The following is a 19,263-nucleotide window of genomic DNA, read 5'->3' as shown; positions in this document are numbered from 1 at the left end:
GTTAGACACCTCGGAAGCGCGAACTAATGATCGGTCTGGAAAATATTTTTGATAATTTTTGTCAAGTTAGCGTCGCGTGACGACTGTTACCCAGCCGGAAGCGTTCATAACCTTGACGGGAAGGGTTTCCGCAATGGTGGCAAGCGCCGCCTCTGCGTCGCGCGTGTCGAAGATCGCCGTCACCGGCATATTGCCTATTTCGGCGTCGGTCAGGAAAATTCTGCCCCGACGATAACGTTCGAGTTCCGTCAACACACGGCGCAGCGGCACATCTTCGAAGATCACGCGATCATTGCGCCATGCTTCGACGATCTGACTGTCGGAGCGGTGCGGCGCGGCAATCGCATCACCACCGAACGTCAGTTGCCAGCCTTCGTCGAGCCGCACTGGTGCGGCATCGCCAAAGGCCACCGACACGGCGTGTTCCACCACGGAAACCGTAACTGCATCTTCGTCCAGCTTGACATCGAAGGCTGTGCCAAGCGCGGTGATGGTGCCGCCTTTGGCGGAAACCACAAAAGGACGCGCCGCATCGGCGGCGACCTGAAAGAAGCCCTGCCCCTGATGCAGCACCAGATCGCGGCGTTTGTCGGAAAAATCGACCGATAGCGCGGAATAGCTACCAAGCTCCACCGTGCTGCCATCGGCAAGGGTAAAGCTGCGGCGCTCGCCAACATCGGTCTTGTAGGTTGCAAACAGGCCGGGGCGCGACAGCATATAGACGCCCGGCGCCAGCACCAGCGCCGCAAGCCCGCCCAGAATGACACCGCGCCTGCTGACGCGGTTCGAGCCCTTGTACCTGTCATATTCGGGTTTTACCGCATCGAAACGCTGCCACAGGGCTTGCGCACGCTCATAAGCAACACGGTGCGCCGGATCAGATGCCATCCAGGCCGAGAATGCACGCCGGTCATCGGCGCTGACGGCGGTATCCTGCAAAAGCACGAACCATTCCAGCGCCTTCATGAAAACCGGGTCGGTCTCGAAATCCTTCATGCCTGCCCACAACTGCCTTGGCTCTTCCTATGCGGAAAGCCGTTTGTCGAGTTCGGCCAGAGCCGCCACAATCTGGGTTATAACCGTATTGCGCGAAATTCCCATACGCACGGCCACTTCATCGTAAGTCAGGCCTTCGATCCTGTTGAGGACAAAAGCCTCACGGCGACGTGGCGGCAAGTCTGCAATGGCCTGCAAAAGACGGCGCAGCTCGCTGCGATAAAGTGCAGTGATTTCCGGTGAAGGCGTGCTGTCGGCGTAACGTTCCGGCGCGTCGTCCTCAATCTCCACATCGGAGCGGCGGCGCGCATCGCGCAGGTGATTGAGTGCCAGATTGCGCGCGGCGCGTTTGACATAGGCCGCGCCCGGCGCGGCATCGGGAGGGCCATTGTCTGGCCGCGACAGCATGTTGAGAAAGGCCTGCTGGACGACATCTTCTGCGGTCGCCGTGTTGCCGACGATACGCCGCACGAAAGCGCGCAGACCAACCTGCTCGCTCTCGTAAAGTTCAGTCAGATCCCACAGCCGTGAGGTCATTCTATCGCGGTCCCCGCAGACATATTGCTCTGCATCGGCAATAGCGATTCGGAAAATCTCATGCAATCACAGTGATTTAGAAGAATTCCAGCCAGCGCGACAAAATCATGTGTTGAATAGTCATGTTTTTACAAACAAAACATAGGCTTCCACTGATAAGCCAGCGCTCCATCAGGCTGCGAACAGGGGCTGGGCAGCCAAGCTTTCCAAAGCGCATGTATCAAAAATATCACATTTTATAGGGAGCTACGGCGCGACATAAGCGCGATGAAGCAGGCTCCGCCCAGAAGCGAGGCGAACAGGCCGAGCGGCAGGTTGTAGGGAAAAGCCACCATCCGCGCGAGCCAGTCTGCGCTGACCATCATCAAAGCACCGATCAGCATGGATGCCGTCAGGAAGCGCTTCGGCGTATGCAGGCCGAAATTGCGCGCCAGATGTGGAGCAATCAGCCCGACAAACGAAAGCGGCCCAACCATCATGGACGCGATGGCCGTCAAAAGCGCTGCAATCAGCACGATGACAAGACGCGGCAGGATGAGCGAAAGACCAAGACTCCGCATTGTCACCGAGCCGAGCGGCAGAATGTCGAGCCAGCGCGACAGGGCGAGCAGAAGGGCAAACCCCGCCGCCAATGCGATTGCCGCCAACCAAAGTTGCATGGGCATTGCCTGTGCGCCGGTGCCGCTTAACCAGCCAAGCAGAACAAAGGCCTGCGGGGAGCCGGTTGCAATGATGGCAGTCAGAATGGAGCTGACCATCGCGCCAAGGCCGACACCAGCCAGAAGCAGCTTTTCAGCACCGAAGCCACTGCGCGCTGCAACGGCCAGAATGAAGATCAGCGCCAGAACCGAGCCGATGGTCGCGCCGAGCCATTGCATGGACAGGCCCGCAACCGGCAGCAGCAGAACCACCGCCAGACCGCCTCCCGCACCAAGGCCGACGCCCAGAATTTCAGGGCTGGCGAGCGGATTGCCGGTCATGCGCTGGAGAATGGCCCCGGCCAGAGCCAGCATGCCGCCCGACAACCCCGCGAGAGCAAGCCTTTGCAAGCGCCAGTCGAAAAGTGCGTCGAACAATTCACCACGGGCAAGGACGAAGCCGTCTTCACCCCGACCGAGAGTGAGCGTGATGGCAGCAGCGAGCAGAACAAGCAACAGCAGAACGGCGAAGAAAAGCCCCGCGCGCTTCAGGCGAACCGCGCTTTCCTCGCTCTTGCCCGACGGCCATTCAAACATGCGGAGGCGCGGCAGCATCCACAGCAGCAAGGGGCCACCGAGCAGTGCGGTCGCAGCGCCCACCGGCAGGCGGTCGCCAGTGACAGTCTGCAACAGGCTCACGCAGCCATCAGTTAACCAGAGCAAAACCGCCCCAATAGCGGGTGCAACGATCAGCTTCGTCTTGAGACGCCGCGCGCCAGACAATTGCGCCAGCGTGGGGGCGACCAGACCGACAAAGCCCAAAATGCCAACCTCGGCAGTGATGCTCGCCGCCAGCCAGACGGCAATGGCAATCACCAGCAGGCGGCTTGCCGCCAGCGACAGGCCGAGACTGCGCGCATTGGCATTGTCGAGCGCCAGCAGGGTCAGCGGGCGTAGCAGGAAGAAGGCAAGGCCGCCGCCGATCAAAACCCGGAAGCCAAGCGAAATGCCCGGTCCCCAGCTCTGCTGTTCCAGCGAGCCGCCACCCCAGACGAACAGTGAAAAGACATACTCGCCATTGGCCAGAATGAGCGCCGTGCTTGCCGCCGTTGCGGTTAGCGACACGATCATGCCGCAGAGAATAACAGAAGCCGGTTCCAGTGAGCGCTTCCAGTTGAGCGCCAGCACGAGACTGACCGCCGCCAGACCGCCAGCCAGTGCCAGCCATTCGCGGAAGATCAGCGCCGCGGGCAGATAGAGCATACCCGCCGTCATGGCGAGCTGCGCCCCGGCGGCAATGCCCAACGTCGAAGGTTCAGCAAGGGGATTGCGCAACACCTGCTGCAACAGCAAACCCGAAAGCCCAAGACCTGCGCCGCAGATCAGCGCCATGGCATTGCGTGGCAGAACGGTGTCGAATGCGATGACCCGATGCAGCGCCAGTAATTCAGGCGAACTTGCAGGGGCATTCAGTGCCCGCGTAAACTCGAAAGCGGCCATAAGAGCTGCGACAAGGGCGAGCAGCCCCCAGAACAGGAACGGCCTTATGCCTGCAACTCTGGCCTCGACCGCTTGCGTCATAGGCGAGCCTCCCCATTCTCTCCCCAATTCTGGAGAAGAAGCTGGGCAAAGCGGCGCGCCGCTGGCAATCCGCCGAAATGATCAAGCGGCGGCAGGAACAGAACGCGTTTTTCACGGATGGCAGGCAGCGCATTCCACAGCGAATTCTGCGGCAGGCGATAAAGGGTTTCTGGATCGGTCGGGCCGATGACCACGATGGATGCGTCCGGCGCTTCAGCCAATTGTTCCAGCCCCACCGGCGCTGCGGCTGAATAGCTGGTGTCCTGCGTCCATGCATTCTCGAAACCAAGCCGCACCAGCACATCGCCAAACAGACTATCGCGACCAAATGCGCGAAAATGGCGGGCATCGCCCAGACTGATGACGAAGACCTTATGCCCGGAAGCCGATGCGAAATGCTGGCGCGCCTCGGCAATCTCGCGCGCGACCGTCGCAACATAGGCGCGGGCTTCCGCAGCCAGACCGAGCTTTTCGCCAAGACCTGACGTCGCCTCTTCCAGCATTGCGTAGGGCGGTTGACCCGCACTGTAGACAGTCGGTGCGAAAACCGGCGCAACGCGTTCAAGGGCTGCACGCTGATATTCATAGAAGTTGGAGGCAACAATCAGATCCGGCTCGATCATGCGCAGCAGCTCAAGATTGGGCGCACCGCGCAGACCGAGATCGGCGACACTTTCCGGCACGGCCGGTTCAAGCTGCATCTGTCGGTACTGGCGCAGTTCTGACGCTGCCGCCGGCACCGCGCCGATAGCCAGCGCGGTCTCCAGCATGGCCCAGTCGATCACGGCGAAACGCGTCGATGCCGCATAGGCCGAACGCAGTGCAGGCGCCACGAAAAGGGCGCCTGCAAATCCGAGAACCGTGCGACGGGTAACTTTCATGACAGAACGCGCGGCCAGAACCGGCGCATCACCACTTGGTGTGCACCTTGAGCAAAGCCTTCCTGCCTTCGCCATAACCGCAGACATAGACGCCCTGACATCCAGCGACATAATTCTTGTCGAACAGATTGGTCACGTTGAGATCGATGCCCCAATTATCCTTTTCATAACCGAGTTTCAAATCGGCAAGCGCAACCGCAGGCACCTTGAGCGTGTTCTGCTCGTCGGCATAGGACGAACCGACATAACGCACGCCGCCGCCGAGCGTCACGCCCTTAAGCGCGCCTTCCGGCACCTTGTATTCGACGAAGAGCGAAGCCTGCTGTTCCGGCAGAAGATAAGGACGCTTGCCAACCAGCGATTCATCCGAGGCGTTTTCCTTGACCTTCAGATCATAGGCGGTCACGCTCGCCGTGACCTTCCAGTCATCAGCAATATTGGCCTGAACTTCAAGTTCGAAGCCGCGCGAATTGACCTTGCCAAGCTGTTCGCGGGCAAAGCTCGAGCCGGTCAGCGAGTTTTCCTTGGTCAAATCGAAGAAGGATGCGGTGATCAGACCATCAAAGAATTCCGGACGATATTTGACGCCCGCTTCGTACTGAACGCCGGTTTCCGGCTTGGCATAGCTGCCGTCATACAGGGTCTCGATGATCGGATTGAAGAAGGTTGCGGCGCTGACATAAGGCGTAATGCCGTTTTCAAATTCGTAGCCAAGACCTGCACGACCCGAAAAGCGACCCGTGTCATATTCGAAGCTCGGCAGTCCCGAAGCTTCGGTCCAGACGTGATCATAGCGACCGTTCAGCGTCAGTATCCAGCCATCGCCGAATTCCATGCGGTCCTGCGCATAGACACCGAGCTGATTGCGCCGCAGATTCTGATCGATATAGGGATCCCACATCGGTCCCTGAGCCTCACCATAAACCGGGTTATAGGCGTCGATGATCGTCGCGCCGCCGGTCTGCTGCATCTGGTCGATGCGGAAATACCGGTACTCCGCGCCGAACAGCAGATTGTGGTCGATGGCTCCGGTCGTCACCTTGCCTTCAAGCTGATTATCGGCCTGGAAGGTGTTGACCGTCGTATCATGCTTGAAGTTGATGCGAGACAGATAAGGATTGCCCGCCGTGGGCTGAGCAAGGAAACCGTCATATCCATATGGATAGAGGCTGTGCTCCTTCACATGTGCAAAGCCGTAGCGAACATTCTGACGGATCGTCCAGTCACTGTCGAATGTGTGTTCGAACTCATAGCCGATCGACAGCTGCTCGCGGTCATAGGAATCGACATCCGGCTCAGTGAAATTGGCCTTGCGCGAAATCTTGCCGAACTCGGTCGGCACCACCGTGCCATAGTAAGGCAGAAAGCCGCCATCATGCGTCAGGTCGAGATGGGTATAATTGGCCAGAATGGTCAGGCTGGTCGATTCATCCGGCTTGTATTCGATGCTCGACGAGATGACGCCACGAAACTCCTTGGAGAAATCCGTGTAGTTATTGCCGCCCTGAATCTTGCCGTTGACGCGGTAATTGACCGTCTCCGTTGCCTTGTCGCCAACATCGAAGCCCAGATAGCCATTGCCGTAGCTGTTGATGCCCGCTTCGAGATAGCGCAGACGCTCACCCGTCGGACGCTTGCTGATATAGTTGACGATACCACCCGGATTGGCACCGCCGTAAAGAGCGGATGCCGGGCCGCGCAGAACGTCGATACGCTCGATCCCGAAACTGTCGATGAAGTAACCGCCGAAGCCGTAGCTGAAATTCTGCAACCCATCGAGATAGGTGCCGTTGGCCGTCGCGTCGAAGCCGCGAATATAAAGCCAGTTCGTATCATTATCGACGCCGAAAGGCTGCGCCAGTACGCCGGGCGTATAACGCAAGGCTTCGTCGATCTTCTGCGCGCCGAGCGCATCCATCTGATCGCGTCCGACAACCGATACGGATTGCGGGATCTTGTCGATTGCAACACTGTCTTTCGAACCTGTGGTCGTGGCGCGCGGGACAAAACCCTTGACCGGTCCAAGACCTTCGGCGCGCGTGGTGCCGCCATTGCCATCCGACTGGATGACAACCGTGTTCAGCTCGAGGGGTTTATTGGCTTCCTGCGCAAATGCAGGAATGGCGGCAAGCGCGGTACCGCTTGCCAGCAGGACGAGAAGATTGTGCTTCATCGACGGCATATGATGTGACCCCTCAAAGGATAAAAAACGCGAACCTTCACAGGCTCCCGCGACCCCGTAGACGGGCTCGTTAATATGAGTGCTTATATCAAGATTATACAGCGGGATTGTTCGTTCTTCCGCCAAATTGAACGATTTTCAGCTCATCTCAGCGCGCGGTAAAAAAGCAATCGAGACTGTTGCGATATTACAATTGCTGCTTCAGCCATGCTGCCGGTGTGGTGCCAGTCTGCTTCTTGAAAACACGGGTGAAATGGGCCTGATCGGAGAACCCGACCAGCGCCGCAATATGCGGCAGTGGCGTGTGTGCCTGAAGCAGCAACATTTGTGCCCGTGCAATGCGCCGCTCCATCTGCCAGCTATGCGGCGACACGCCCGTCGATGCCTTGAAGGCGCTACAGAAATAGGTTTCCGACAGGCCCGCCAGATCGGCCAGTTCCTGCAAGCGGATGATGCGCGCGTAATTATCTTCGATGAAATCAGTCACGCGCCGCAGACGCCATGGCGAAAGTTTGCTGGCGCCCGCCCGTGGCTGCGCTTCCGCCCCGAACAATTCCGCGACCAGCGCGTTAATCAGGCCTTCGCCATAGAGATCGTGCAACGGCGCATTGGACAGGCACTCTTCCGCCAGAAGCCCGCCGATCTGTTCGATTTTGGTATTGGAAAACAACAGGCGCGGACGCTCAATCGCAGCTCTGTCGAGCGCGCCGCCAAAGCGCTGCTGAAGCGTGTTGGTGTCCAGATGCAAATCGAGATGCTTGAGCTTGCCCGGCCTCGCACTCTCGCTCCAGATCGTCATGCCCGCCGGAATATAACAGAGGCGCGACGGGTTCGCGCCTTGCGCGACCGCACGCCCTTTGCTGCCGGGACGGATATCCAGTGCGCCCTGACTTTCGCAGACGAGAAACAGGCGCGGCGCTTGTGAAACATATTCGCCGCGCGCGCCGGGACCGCATTCGACAGACCACACGTCTGCAATCGCGCCGTTCCAGACGCGATAATGAAGATCGTCAAGTAAAGTGACGTCTTCTATCCGGCTTTTCATATGCGGATGGAAACCCAAATCCGTTTTCCTGAAATCTCAATCTAAAAGAGGTATAACTTACTCATGTTTTTGTGGCAACTTTCGAAAAGCTGCGTTATTGCATGGCTTCCATCTGCCAGAAGGACAGAGATTGATGACTTCCAATTTGTTCGAACTTGAGAATGTCAGCTTTTCGGTTGCCGGGCGCACCTTGTTGCAGCCTTTGACCATGTCGATACCGGCAGGAAGCGTGACGGCTTTGATCGGACATAACGGTTCCGGCAAGTCGACGCTGCTCAAAATCCTGGCCCGACAGCAACCCGCTTCGGGCGGCACAATCCATCTTGCGGGCAAGCGCCTTGACCAGTGGGGCGACCGCGAGTTTGCGCGCAAGCTTGCCTATCTGCCGCAGCAGACGGCATCTGCTTCGGGAATGCTGGTCAAGGAACTGGTCGCGCTGGGTCGCTATCCGTGGCACGGCGCATTGGGCCGCTTTGGCGATACCGACCGGGCCAAAGTGGAAGAAGCCATCGAGCTGACCGGCATCGCACCTTTTGCCGACCGGCTTGTTGATACGCTTTCCGGTGGCGAACGCCAGCGCGTCTGGCTGGCCATGCTCGTGGCGCAGGATGCGCAATGCCTGCTTCTCGATGAGCCGACATCGGCGCTCGACATTGCCCATCAGCTGGAAGTTCTGTCGCTGGTGCGCAAGCTGTCACAGGAAAAGGAACTGAGTGTTTTCATCGTGCTGCACGATGTGAACATGGCCGCGCGCTTTTGCGATTCCATTTTCGCGCTGCACAGTGGCCGCCTGATCGCCCAATCGACGCCTGAAGGTGTGATGGAGCCCAAGCGGCTGCAAGAGATTTACGGCGTGCCGATGGAAGTCATGCGCCACGCCGCAACCGGGCATCTGATTGCCGCTCCTCTCTGATCAGAGCGGCTGGCCTGCAAGGTAGCGTTCCAGTGTCCTGGTCGTGCCGTCCTGCCAGATTGCTTTCAGCGCCGAACTGAATGCAGCGACATAGGCAGGATTGGCGGCAAGCGCGCCGAAAATATCATCCATGGAAAGCCACGCAGCCGGGTCAGCCTTGGCGAGCGCTGCCTGCTTGGTCAGGCGATCCCATGACGGATCATTCGGCTCGATCACTGCACCGCTGTCCGTCGTGCCATAGCAATAGCGGCACCAGAATGCCGAGACCAGCGCAAGCCCGGTCACGGAATGGCCCTTCGCCACGCGGTCGGCAGCTGTAGGCAGTATGAATTTCGGCTGGCGGTTGGAGCCATCCAGACACAGGCGGCGGATGGTGTCGCCAATGCTTGGATTGGCGAAGCGCTTGTCGATCAGGACGCGATAGGCTTCCAGATCGGTATCCGGTACGGGTGGTATTTCCGGGATGATTTCATCCTTCGTCAGCTTTTCAAGATAGCGCCGGATCAGCGGATGCTCCATGGCCTCATGCACGAAATGAATGTCAAGCAAGCCGCCCGGATAGGCGATGGCCGCGTGGCCGCCATTCAGGATACGGATTTTCATCAACTCATAAGCGGCGACCTGATCGGTGAAGGTAACGCCGACTTTTTCCAGAGCCGGGCGTCCGGTCGGGAAATTATCCTCCATCACCCATTGTTTGAAAACTTCGCAGAACACCGGCCAGCCATCATCGACGCCGAAATCCTTCGTGGCAATCTCGCGTTCGCGCGCACCGGTGGCTGGCGTGATGCGATCCACCATCGAATTCGGGAACGCGACATTGGCCGAAATCCAGTCGGCAAAGGTCGGGTCGCTCAGCTTGGCGAGCCCCGTCACAGCATCTTCCGTCACATGGCCGTTGCCCGGAATGTTATCACAGGACATGACCGTGAAAGGCTGGACGCCTGCTGCCTTGCGCAGTTTCAGCGCCTGAACGATCAGGCCGAAGACGGTTTTCGGGTGATCAGGATGCGCCGCATCCGCCACGATGTCCGGATGGGCGGGATCGAAAGTCTGGCTGGCCGGATCGATATAGTAACCGCCCTCGGTGATGGTCATCGCAACGATACGTGTGTCTGCTGACGTCAGATAGGCCATCAGGGCCTTGCGCCCTTCCTCGGTCGAAATGGTGACATAATCGACCATCGATGCGGTAATGCGCGCGCCCGCATGATCTGCTTCCTGCTCGACAACAGTCGTCAGCCAGTCCTGCGCCTTGAGCGTATCGCGCATGGCATCGTCGCTCGTGCGCACGCCCGCACCCACCAACGCCCAGTCATGCCCCTCGCCGGTCGCAAACAGATCGTCCAGATAGACAGCCTGATGCGCGCGGTGAAAATTACCCACGCCAAAATGCACGATACCCGGCTTCAGCGCGGCTGGATCGTAGCCGGGCTTATGCACCTTATCGAAGCTTTGAAGCGTTGCGCGCGATAGCTTGGTCATGACGGTATCCTTTATTCAAGCGGGTACGAACTGGACTTTCATGGTCGCGGGATCGCCACCATGCTTGGTGAAGAATGGTAGCATTTCCTCCAGCGGTAGCCGGTGAGAAACGAGTCGCGCCATCGAGCCGCCATTTGCGCCGGAAAAGTCCTGTTTCAATATATCCAATGCCTGCGGAATATTACGGTTCAGCGAATGCGAACCGGCAATCCTGATCTGGCGGCGGAAAATCTCGAAGGGTGCCACAGAAATCCGTGCGTCGGGTGCACAAACGCCGAACACAAGAACGGTTCCGCCATCGGCAGTGAAACCGACCATGCTTTCCGCCACCTTGGCTATGCCGGTGGCGTCGGCGACGAAATCGAAGCTGCGCTGGCGCTTGTCCAACGCTTGCGAACCGGACACGACCGGCTCAAGCCCAAGGCTTTCAACGAAGGCCAGTCGGTGCTCGTTGATATCGGCGACGGCGACCTGCGGCACGCCCTGCGCCTTCAGCGACAAAGCCAGCAACAGGCCGATGGGGCCTGCCCCTAACACCAGCGCGTTTTCAGTGCCATGCGGGCCGGTTTTCAACTCTGCCGCACCAAGCCCGTTCAGCACACAGGCCAACGGTTCGGCAAGGGCCGCCACATCATAAGGCAGATCGCCAATGGAATGGAGGTGGCTGGCATTGACGAGGCTCATGCCCGCAAAGCCGCCATTATGGGTCACGCCATAGGCTTTCAGATCGGAGCAGAGATTGGTCAGACCCTTGAGGCAGGCGCGGCAATGACCGCAGGGAATATTCGGATCGACCGCAACGCGGTCGCCCACCTTCACATTGGTCACGTCTTCGGCCACCGCCACGACAGTGCCAGCATATTCATGCCCCGGCACCAGCGGAAAAGCACTGGAGCCGTAGCGACCATGCAGCACATCGATATCGGTGTGACAAAGACCCGATGCCTTGACGTCGATCAGCGCGTGTCCCGGCAGCAATGCCGGTTCCGGCAGATCGGCCATGCCTGCTTCGCCATGGCCGGTAAAATAGATCGCTTTCATTGTCTGTCCCGGCCTCGTCTCACGCCATCCAGTTGCCGCCGTCGACACCAAAGGTCTGGGCAAGGATATAGTCGCTGTCCGACGAAGCGAGGAACACCGCCATGCCGGTAATATCTTCTGGCGTCGCGAAGCGACCGATCGGCACCGACTTTGCCACAGCGGCTTTTTTCTCGCCCGGCTTCAAGCCTTCCCATTTGGCGAAACTCGCATCCACCACGTCCCAATGTTCGCCATCGACCACACCCGGCGCAATCGCATTGACGTTGATGCCATGCTTGACCAGAGCGAGAGCCGCCGACTGCGTAGCGGAAATCATCGCCGCCTTGGATGCACAATAGAGCGTTACCAGCGCCTCGCCGCGACGACCGGCCTGGCTCGCCATATTGATGATCTTGCCGCCGCGACCACGCTTGATCATCACATTTGAAACCGCCTTCATCATGAAAAGCGGGCCCTTGAGATTGATGCCGAGCACGCGCTCATAGCTCTCTGCGGTCAGCTCATTGATCGGCGCCATGTCGAAGATCGCCGCATTATTGACCAGAATATCGATACCGCCATATTCGGCATCGATGGCGGCCACCACCTTGTCGATTGCGCCCAGATCCGTCACATCCAGCTTCACCGCCTTCACAGACGGGCCGATACCGCGTGCTGCTTCTTCCGCCCGCTCAATGTTGATATCAGCGATGATGACCTTTGCACCCTCTTGCGCATAGGCAGCCGCAAAGCCAAGCCCGATGCCGCGCGCAGCGCCGGTGATGAGGGCAACCTTATCTTTCAGTCTCATGGACTTTCTCCAGTGATGTAATTATTTTTCGCATTATCCGACGCAAAACCGCTTCGCACTTTTGCTGGAAATGCTTCCCTAAAGGTGCGTTTTCTTTCCAGACAGGATCATCGGATGGCGGTCACGGCGCTGAAGCGCCAGACCATCGGGCGTGAAGAGATGAGCGTCGGCGGCATCGAAGCCGAGCTTGGCCATTTCATGCACGCGCGCCGTGCTGTTGCCGCCAGCTTCCGCCACGATCAGGCCGGAAGGGGCATCGTTTTGCACATAAAGATAGGTCTCGCCGCCAAGACGCTCGACCACCATAATCTCGCCTTCGAGAATGCCGTCATCCGCCGGATGCAGATGTTCCGGGCGAACGCCCAGCACCAGCGGCGCACCGGCGCTGACGCCCTCTACTGCGACCGGCACCTTGACCGAACGCCCATTGGCAAGCTGCACCGTCACGCCGTCACTATCGACCGCGCTCGCCTTGACCTCGATGAAGTTCATGGTCGGCGATCCTATGAAGCCCGCCACGAACCGATTGACCGGGTGGTGATAAAGCTCCAGCGGCGAACCGACCTGTTCCAGCTTGCCATCACGCAGCACGACGATCTTGTCGGCCAGCGTCATGGCTTCAACCTGATCATGCGTGACATAGATCATCGTCGCATTGAGCCGGTCATGCAGGCGCGCCAACTCGATACGCATCTGCACGCGCAGCGCCGCATCGAGATTGGAAAGCGGCTCGTCGAACAGGAAAATCTTCGGTTCCCGAACCATGGCGCGCCCGATGGCGACACGCTGGCGCTGACCACCCGAAAGCTGTTTCGGTTTGCGATCCAGCAATTTGTCGAGCTGCAATGTCTTCGCGACGTCTTCCACCTTGCGGTCGCGCTCAGCTTTGGCAATCCCTGCGAGCTTGAGCGCGAAACCCATATTGTCGCGCACATTCATATGCGGATAGAGTGCATAGGTCTGGAACACCATCGCAAGCCCGCGCTCATCCGGCGGCGTATCATTGCATTGCTGCCCGTCAATCAGCAGATCACCGCTGGTGATTTCCTCCAGCCCCGCAATCATTCGCAGAAGCGTGGATTTGCCCGAACCAGACGGCCCGACGAAGACCACGAATTCGCGGTCTTCGATATTAAGGTCCACACCCTTGATGACGTCGATATTGCCGAAGGACTTGGTGGCGTTATGAAAAGAAAGCGTAGCCATGGGGTTCCCTTTATTTCACGGCGCCGAAGGTGAGACCGCGCACCAGCTGGCGCTGCGTAACCCAACCGAAGACGAGGATCGGCGCGATGGCAAGCGTGGACGCTGCCGAGAGTTTTGCCCAGAAAAGCCCTTCCGGTGACGAGAAGGACGCGATGAATGCGGTGAGAGGCCCGGCCTGCGAAGCCGTGAGATTGAGGCTCCAGAAGGCTTCGTTCCAGCACAGGATGATGGAAAGAAGCGCCGTCGATGCAATGCCGGGCAGGCTTAGTGGCAAGAGCAGATAGCGTATCTGCTGGCCGACCTTGGCCCCGTCCATACGGCTCGCCTCAAGGATTTCATGCGGCACTTCCTTGAAGAAGGAATAGAGCATCCAGACCACAATCGGCAGGTTGGAAAGGGTGAAGATAATGATCAGCCCGGTGCGCGTATCGAGAAGCCCCGTATCGCGCGCCAAAAGATAGATTGGCACCAGAACACCCACCGCAGGCAGCATCTTGGTGGAGAGCATCCACAACAGCAGATCCTTGGTGCGCTTGCCCGGAAAGAATGCCGCCGCATAAGCCGCCGGAACGGCGATCAGCAGAGACAGGATCGTCGCGCCAAGGCTCTCGATCACGCTGTTCATGGCGTAGCGGAAATAGTCGGCGCGCTGATTCACCGCCGCGAAGTTTTCCAGCGTCGGCTGGAAGAACAGCTTCGGCGGGGCGACCGCGTCGATCTCCGTCTTGAATGCCGCAAGCAGCATCCAGAGGATCGGGAAGAACATCAGGAGTGCCACGATCCAGCCAATAATCCCGGCGGAGAGTGCAGCTTTGTTGAACTTGCGTTTTGCAGCCATCATTCGTCTCCCCCTAATTGTCCAGATTGCGCGCCACGGTTCGGATCAGGAACGCGGCAACGATATTGGCGAGGATGATGGCGATGACACCGGCAGCCGAAGCGCCACCGATATCCCACTGAAGGAGCGCCTTCAGATAGATGAAATAGGTCAATGTCGTCGTGGCGATACCCGGCCCACCGGACGTGGTGACCAGAATTTCTGCGAAGACCGACAGAAGGAAGATCGTCTCGATCATGATGACGACCGAGATCGGGCGCAACAGATGCGGCAGGACGATATAAAAGAACATCACCGGCCCTTTGGCGCCGTCAAGCCGCGCTGCTTCCATCTGCTCACGGTCGAGCGATTGCATAGCGGTCATCAGGATCAGCGTCGCGAAAGGCACCCACTGCCAGGATACGATCATGATGATCGACGCCATCGGAAACTGTCCGAACCAGTCTATGACCGGCAGTCCGAGACTGCGCGAGATAAAGGCGAACAACCCGTTGACCGGGTGCATTAAAAGGTTTTTCCAGATCAGCGCCGACACAGTCGGCATGACGAAGAACGGCGCAATGACCAGAAGCCGCGCAATGTTCTTGCCCCAGAAATCCTGATCGAAAATCACGGCGAACAGAACGCCAAACACCACCGAAATGGCCAGAACCGAGCCCAACAAAATGAGCGTCTTCATGATGGCCGACCAGAGCCCCGGATCGGACAACAGGAACTTGTAGTTCGAGAAACCGGCAAAACCGGTCACGAAGGGATTGATGAGATTGTAATACTGAAACGAGAACCAGAGCGTCATCGCCAGTGGAACGATCATCCATAGCAACAGCAGGATGACGGCGGGTGCAAGCAGAGGTCCGGTGCGGACGCTGCGGCGCGATTTTGCGGCAAAGCGCGATTTGGTGCCTGTGGCCAAGGCCGGGTTTGCTGACATGTCTGACGTTCCTCCCCTTCCCGCTTTGACATCTGCTGCGCCCGATAAAGGTGCAGCAGATCGCGCGAAAATCGAGCCTGCCGCCCTGTTGCTTCAGGCATTTCCAGCAAGAGTGCGAAGCGACTTTGCTGGAAATGCGTAGAAGCGACCATGCGGCGGCAGGCTGATGGTAACCGGATTACTTGATGTAACCGGCCTGCGTCATGATCTGTTCGGCTTGTTTCTGTGCGCCATCAAGCGCCGCATCGACGCTTTGCTGACCGGCGACAGCCGAAGAGATAGCCTGACCGACAATCGTACCAATCGCCTGGAATTCAGGGATCGCCACGAACTGGATACCGGTATAAGGGACCGGGTCCTTGGTCGGCTTGGTTGGATCGGCCGATTCAATCGCCTTGAGAACCGTCTCGGCGAAAGGTGCGGCCTTCTTGTACTCTTCGTTGGCATAGGTCGACTGACGCGTACCTGGCGGAACGGCAACCCAGCCTTCCGACTTGCCGACCAGTTCGACATAGCCCTTCGAGGTCGCCCATTTCAGGAACGACTTTGCGGCTTCCGCCTTCTTGGTCGATGCCGGGATGGCGAGATTCCACGACCAGGCCCATGAAGAGCCGTTCGGCGTCACTTCGACGGGCGCCTTGGTGAAGGCGACCTTGTCGGCAACCTGGCTCTGCTTCGGATCGTAGATGCGGCCCGCAGCCGAGGTGGCGTCGATCCACATGGCGCAATGGCCGGTGGAGAACAGCGCCTGATTTTCATTGAAGCCGTTCGAGGTGATTCCGGGAGGGCCTGCTTCCTTCATCAGATCGACATAGTAATTGATGGCTTTCTTCCAGGTATCGGAGCTCATCTGCGGCTTCCAGCTCTCATCGAACCAGCTACCGCCAAACGTGTTCACCAGCGTCGAAAGATAGGCCATGTTTTCGCCCCAGCCCGGCTTGCCGCGCAGGCAGAGACCGTACTGTTCTTTCGATTTGTCGGTGAGTTTGGTCGCGAATTCCTTGATCTCGGCATAGGTCGGCGCATCCGGCATTTTCAGGCCAGCGGCTTCGAACAGATCCTTGCGATAAAGGGTGAACGAGCTTTCCGCATAGAACGGCACGGCATACAGCTTGCCATCGACGGTCAGACCGGCGCGCACCGGCTTGATGAGATCGTCATAGTCGTAATCATCGCCGAGATCATCGACCGCAAGAAGCCATCCGGCCTTGCCCCAGATCGGGGTTTCATAACCGCCGATGGTCATGATGTCGAACTGGCCGCTCTTGGTTGCGATGTCGGTGGTGACACGCTGGCGCAGCACGTTTTCTTCCAGCACCACCCAGTTGAGCTTGTTGCCGGTGGCCTTTTCCCATTCCGGCGAAAGCTTCTGCATGATGATCATATCGGCATTGTTGACCGTTGCGATCGTGAGCTCCTCCGCCCACGCCGAACCGGCCAGCATCGCGACGCCAGCGGCAGACGCAATAAGCCCTGTCACATAAGTTTTGGTCCGCATTTCGTCTCCTCCTTTACGAATGCATAGCAAAATTCTTACATATGTAAAATTTATGGCGCGGCTATCCGTAGCTTGTCAAGCACGGTTTTTGATTTTGATTTGCGCGACACAAAGACTGCCAATTCGATTGCTTTCGCGGCGGAAATAACGGATTTTCCACCGCGCGACTTGACCCCGAAATTATCTTAGCACATTCAGATATGCACTGCATCGGTCCAAGTGTTTGATATTGTCCGCTTGACCTTTGCTTCAGCCTTTGACAGTTTGACTTGGCCTTGCCTTGAAAAATTTCGAAGCGGGTCTGGTTGGAGGAACATCCTGAAATTATTGGGAAACAAGCTGCAGACCACGTGTCATGCATCTATGGGTCAGCTCATCTTGACCCAACCGATAGCAGGAGAATTTGCACTGCCATGGCAAGAAATTGCTGCGGGCAGCTGACGGACAGGACAGAGAACCGTGCGCAAAACCATACGCACCATGGAAGACTTTTCGGAATTCGTCGGGCTGTCTCGCCCCACGGTTTCCAAATATTTCAACGACCCAACATCCGTCCGCCCGAAGACCCGCGAGATCATAGAAGCGGCTGTCAAGCAGTCCGGCTTTCGTCCCAATCTTTTCGCGGTGAACCTTAATCGTCGTCGCACGACAATTTTGGGAATCATCATCCCGAACCAGCTCGATCATTTCTACATGGCGATGACGCGCAGGCTGCAAACGCTGGCCGAGCAACGCGGCTATCTGACCGTGGTCCTGTCGTCGGACGGCAAGCCGGAGCTGGAAAAGCGCGCGATTGAAACGCTGCGCTCGCTCAACGTCGCAGGTGCCATTATTGCCCCGCTTGGCGAACAGTCGCAGCATTCCGCGCTGGCGCGTCTCGCCGATGACGTCCCCATCGTCTATGTCGACTCGCCACTCGACAGCACCTCGCCCTTTGTCGGCACCGACAACCAGAAATCCTTCCACCTGATCGTGGATTATCTCTGCCGTTCAGGCAGCGAGCCCTGCTATTTCTCGATGCCGATTGTGAACAACAACGCGATAAAACGGCGCGAAGCCTATACGACGGCGATGGAAAAGCTCGGCCACGAGCCACGTATCATCGAACTGGAACCGAGCCGTAGCTGGGATTTCGAACAATATGCCTTCGAGCAGACGGCGCGCATCATGCGCGAGAAGGCTAGTTTTCCGACCTCGACGGTGCTCTGCTCCAACGACCGCATCGCCTTTGGCGTCACGGGTGCTCTCTGGCAGGCGGGACTGAAAATCGGAAGACTCAAAGATTGCGATATCCGCGTTGCCGGTCACGACAACAATCCGCTGTCGGAATATACCTGCCCGCCGCTCACCACTGTCGCGCAGGATTACAACGAAATCGGCAGGCTGGCGATTGAGCTTCTTTTCCGCACCTTGGGCGAAGATTCCGAAGACCGGCTCGAACTGCCTGAAAACAACCGCATCCTGCTGAATGCGGAGATCAAGCTGAGAATGTCAGCTTAAGCATTTCCAGCAAAAGTGCGAAGCGGCTTTGCGTCGGATAATGCAACGGGAAAGAATCTGTCAGGCAGAACTACGCATGATCAGATGGCTGTCGAGATAACGGATATCTTCGCCGGTTGCAGCGCTGCTGTCCTGTTCATTGATGCGCGAAAACAGCATATCCAGCCCAAGCTGCGCGATCTGGCGGTAATCCTGGGCAACCGTCGTCAAGGGCGGGCAGGTGAAGCGGCTGAGCGGATGATCATCGTGTCCGGCGACCCGCAGATCGCTGCCTTCTTCCCGCCCGACATGACGCCTGCGCTCAAAGGCGGCTGAAATCACACCGAAGGCCAGACGATCATTGGCGCAGAGAACCGTCCGCGTCGGGAAACCGCCGCGGTCGAGGATACGGCCAGCCTCCTGATAGCCAAGCTCTTCAAAACTCCAGTTTTTTGGCGTCATCGGCAAAATGATGGGCTCGATACCGAGCCGTTCCATCGTGGCGATATAGGCCGCGCGGCGCTCAAGCGCGTTCTGGTTGACGGCAGGCATTTCCAGAAAACAGGGATGCTCGCCGGTCCGGCACAGATATTCCGTGATGTTGCCAATGCTGACCCGGTTGTCGGTGCCGACAAAGGGCTGGTCCTCGCCGATACGGCTGTCCAGAAAAACCACGGGCATCGAATCGGAAAGGCTGGTCAGAAGCTTGGTGTCGGTTTCGAAACCGAGCGGCGCCATCAGGACACCGGCGATCTTGAGCGACATCAGCGAGCGCATGGCGCGTGCTTCAAGCTTGCGCTCGCCATGCGACGACAGAACGATAGTCCAGTAGCCTTCGGCGAGGCATCGCAATTCGATCTGGCGAATAATTTCAGCATAGAACGGATCTGAAATATGCGGAACGATGACGCCGATATTTTTCGGCTTCTTCCGGTTGAGACTGACGGCAAAAATATTGGGCTGATAGTTATGATCCTTCAGCGCCTTCTCGATACGCGCCCGCGTCGAAGGCTTTACGCTTTCTGGATTATCGAAATATTTCGAGACCGTAGGACGTGACAAACCGCTCGCCACAGCGAACTCCTCCATCGTCCTGATCTTGTTTTCAGCCATGCTCCGCTTTCCTCGGGCTATTCCCGATCGGGTGCCGAGACGCTCACTCCACGCCTCAATATTTTTTCATGCGTAAATTTTTTTCTTCACAGAAGCAACTTGAATTTCA

The 19,263-nt window shown here is 58.0% G+C and carries 16 protein-coding genes; 2 read left to right on the top strand and 14 right to left on the bottom strand.

From position 1 onward, the window contains the following. Positions 1 to 66 precede the first annotated feature (66 nt). The 6 genes from FGI60_RS22110 to FGI60_RS22085 all read right to left on the bottom strand — a co-directional run bounded on the left by FGI60_RS22110 (position 67) and on the right by FGI60_RS22085 (position 7,878). Positions 67 to 996 carry a FecR family protein gene (locus FGI60_RS22110; RefSeq protein ID WP_138787020.1) on the bottom strand — a complete coding sequence of 310 codons (930 nt, stop codon included), beginning with the start codon at positions 994 to 996 and terminating at the stop codon, positions 67 to 69. 27 nt (positions 997 to 1,023) lie between these two features. Continuing rightward, positions 1,024 to 1,533, bottom strand: coding sequence for an RNA polymerase sigma factor (locus FGI60_RS22105; protein ID WP_138787019.1), 510 nt, complete (start codon positions 1,531 to 1,533; stop codon positions 1,024 to 1,026). Positions 1,534 to 1,769: 236 nt separating this feature from the next. Further along, the gene (gene fhuB / locus FGI60_RS22100; protein ID WP_138787018.1) at positions 1,770 to 3,752 is read right to left on the bottom strand and encodes a Fe(3+)-hydroxamate ABC transporter permease FhuB; all 1,983 of its coding nucleotides are present in this window, start codon (positions 3,750 to 3,752) and stop codon (positions 1,770 to 1,772) included. After that, positions 3,749 to 4,633, bottom strand: a complete 885-nt coding sequence (locus FGI60_RS22095; protein WP_138787017.1) for an ABC transporter substrate-binding protein — start codon at positions 4,631 to 4,633, stop codon at positions 3,749 to 3,751. Before FGI60_RS22095 ends, fhuB begins: the two co-directional genes overlap by 4 nt. Before the next feature lie 28 nt (positions 4,634 to 4,661). Then, positions 4,662 to 6,815, bottom strand: coding sequence for a TonB-dependent siderophore receptor (locus FGI60_RS22090; RefSeq protein ID WP_138787016.1), 2,154 nt, complete (start codon positions 6,813 to 6,815; stop codon positions 4,662 to 4,664). A 187-nt stretch (positions 6,816 to 7,002) separates the two neighbouring features. Then, positions 7,003 to 7,878 (bottom strand): helix-turn-helix transcriptional regulator, encoded by an 876-nt coding sequence (locus FGI60_RS22085; protein WP_138787015.1) that lies wholly within the window; start codon positions 7,876 to 7,878, stop codon positions 7,003 to 7,005. A 115-nt stretch (positions 7,879 to 7,993) separates the two neighbouring features. Here FGI60_RS22085 and FGI60_RS22080 point away from each other — a divergent pair, with 115 nt between their 5' ends. Further along, positions 7,994 to 8,773 (top strand): ATP-binding cassette domain-containing protein, encoded by a 780-nt coding sequence (locus FGI60_RS22080; protein ID WP_138787014.1) that lies wholly within the window; start codon positions 7,994 to 7,996, stop codon positions 8,771 to 8,773. Here FGI60_RS22080 and FGI60_RS22075 read toward each other — a convergent pair whose 3' ends face one another. The 7 genes from FGI60_RS22075 to FGI60_RS22045 all read right to left on the bottom strand — a co-directional run bounded on the left by FGI60_RS22075 (position 8,774) and on the right by FGI60_RS22045 (position 16,562). Continuing rightward, entirely contained in the window at positions 8,774 to 10,258 is a 1,485-nt protein-coding gene (locus FGI60_RS22075) for a mannitol dehydrogenase family protein (RefSeq protein ID WP_138787013.1), read from the bottom strand. Between the two features lie 15 nt (positions 10,259 to 10,273). Beyond that, the gene (locus FGI60_RS22070; RefSeq protein WP_138787012.1) at positions 10,274 to 11,299 is read right to left on the bottom strand and encodes a zinc-dependent alcohol dehydrogenase family protein; all 1,026 of its coding nucleotides are present in this window, start codon (positions 11,297 to 11,299) and stop codon (positions 10,274 to 10,276) included. Positions 11,300 to 11,318: 19 nt separating this feature from the next. Beyond that, positions 11,319 to 12,089 carry an L-iditol 2-dehydrogenase gene (locus FGI60_RS22065; protein ID WP_138787011.1) on the bottom strand — a complete coding sequence of 257 codons (771 nt, stop codon included), beginning with the start codon at positions 12,087 to 12,089 and terminating at the stop codon, positions 11,319 to 11,321. Between the two features lie 78 nt (positions 12,090 to 12,167). Then, a complete protein-coding gene (locus FGI60_RS22060) occupies positions 12,168 to 13,295 on the bottom strand; it encodes an ABC transporter ATP-binding protein (RefSeq protein ID WP_138787010.1) in 1,128 nt (375 codons plus the stop codon). A gap of 10 nt (positions 13,296 to 13,305) precedes the next feature. Further along, on the bottom strand, positions 13,306 to 14,133 hold the full coding sequence (locus FGI60_RS22055) for a carbohydrate ABC transporter permease (RefSeq protein ID WP_138787077.1): 828 nt from the start codon (positions 14,131 to 14,133) through the stop codon (positions 13,306 to 13,308). 13 nt (positions 14,134 to 14,146) lie between these two features. After that, positions 14,147 to 15,064, bottom strand: coding sequence for a carbohydrate ABC transporter permease (locus FGI60_RS22050; RefSeq protein WP_138787009.1), 918 nt, complete (start codon positions 15,062 to 15,064; stop codon positions 14,147 to 14,149). 178 nt (positions 15,065 to 15,242) lie between these two features. Then, on the bottom strand, positions 15,243 to 16,562 hold the full coding sequence (locus tag FGI60_RS22045) for an ABC transporter substrate-binding protein (RefSeq protein ID WP_171058835.1): 1,320 nt from the start codon (positions 16,560 to 16,562) through the stop codon (positions 15,243 to 15,245). Between the two features lie 480 nt (positions 16,563 to 17,042). Here FGI60_RS22045 and FGI60_RS22040 point away from each other — a divergent pair, with 480 nt between their 5' ends. Then, positions 17,043 to 18,062, top strand: coding sequence for a LacI family DNA-binding transcriptional regulator (locus FGI60_RS22040; protein WP_138787075.1), 1,020 nt, complete (start codon positions 17,043 to 17,045; stop codon positions 18,060 to 18,062). A gap of 60 nt (positions 18,063 to 18,122) precedes the next feature. Here FGI60_RS22040 and FGI60_RS22035 read toward each other — a convergent pair whose 3' ends face one another. Continuing rightward, on the bottom strand, positions 18,123 to 19,154 hold the full coding sequence (locus tag FGI60_RS22035; RefSeq protein ID WP_138787008.1) for a LacI family DNA-binding transcriptional regulator: 1,032 nt from the start codon (positions 19,152 to 19,154) through the stop codon (positions 18,123 to 18,125). Positions 19,155 to 19,263 lie beyond the last annotated feature (109 nt).

Origin of the sequence: Brucella haematophila, assembly GCF_005938105.1 — a bacterium.
Classification (GTDB): domain Bacteria; phylum Pseudomonadota; class Alphaproteobacteria; order Rhizobiales; family Rhizobiaceae; genus Brucella; species Brucella haematophila.
Note: the sequence above shows the minus strand (reverse complement) of the source record. Positions and strands in the feature narration are given on the sequence as shown.

Bases quoted from the DNA above. Each gene is read 5' to 3' on its own strand.
- FGI60_RS22060 (WP_138787010.1), bottom strand. From the start codon at position 13,295: ATGGCTACGCTTTCTTTTCATAACGCCACCAAGTCCTTCGGCAATATC.
- FGI60_RS22080 (WP_138787014.1), top strand. From the start codon at position 7,994: ATGACTTCCAATTTGTTCGAACTTGAGAATGTCAGCTTTTCGGTTGCC.
- FGI60_RS22075 (WP_138787013.1), bottom strand. From the start codon at position 10,258: ATGACCAAGCTATCGCGCGCAACGCTTCAAAGCTTCGATAAGGTGCAT.
- FGI60_RS22045 (WP_171058835.1), bottom strand. From the start codon at position 16,562: ATGCGGACCAAAACTTATGTGACAGGGCTTATTGCGTCTGCCGCTGGC.
- FGI60_RS22105 (WP_138787019.1), bottom strand. From the start codon at position 1,533: ATGACCTCACGGCTGTGGGATCTGACTGAACTTTACGAGAGCGAGCAG.
- FGI60_RS22070 (WP_138787012.1), bottom strand. From the start codon at position 11,299: ATGAAAGCGATCTATTTTACCGGCCATGGCGAAGCAGGCATGGCCGAT.
- FGI60_RS22065 (WP_138787011.1), bottom strand. From the start codon at position 12,089: ATGAGACTGAAAGATAAGGTTGCCCTCATCACCGGCGCTGCGCGCGGC.
- FGI60_RS22055 (WP_138787077.1), bottom strand. From the start codon at position 14,133: ATGGCTGCAAAACGCAAGTTCAACAAAGCTGCACTCTCCGCCGGGATT.
- FGI60_RS22090 (WP_138787016.1), bottom strand. From the start codon at position 6,815: ATGCCGTCGATGAAGCACAATCTTCTCGTCCTGCTGGCAAGCGGTACC.
- FGI60_RS22050 (WP_138787009.1), bottom strand. From the start codon at position 15,064: ATGTCAGCAAACCCGGCCTTGGCCACAGGCACCAAATCGCGCTTTGCC.
- FGI60_RS22040 (WP_138787075.1), top strand. From the start codon at position 17,043: ATGGAAGACTTTTCGGAATTCGTCGGGCTGTCTCGCCCCACGGTTTCC.
- FGI60_RS22095 (WP_138787017.1), bottom strand. From the start codon at position 4,633: ATGAAAGTTACCCGTCGCACGGTTCTCGGATTTGCAGGCGCCCTTTTC.
- FGI60_RS22110 (WP_138787020.1), bottom strand. From the start codon at position 996: ATGAAGGATTTCGAGACCGACCCGGTTTTCATGAAGGCGCTGGAATGG.
- fhuB (WP_138787018.1), bottom strand. From the start codon at position 3,752: ATGACGCAAGCGGTCGAGGCCAGAGTTGCAGGCATAAGGCCGTTCCTG.
- FGI60_RS22035 (WP_138787008.1), bottom strand. From the start codon at position 19,154: ATGGCTGAAAACAAGATCAGGACGATGGAGGAGTTCGCTGTGGCGAGC.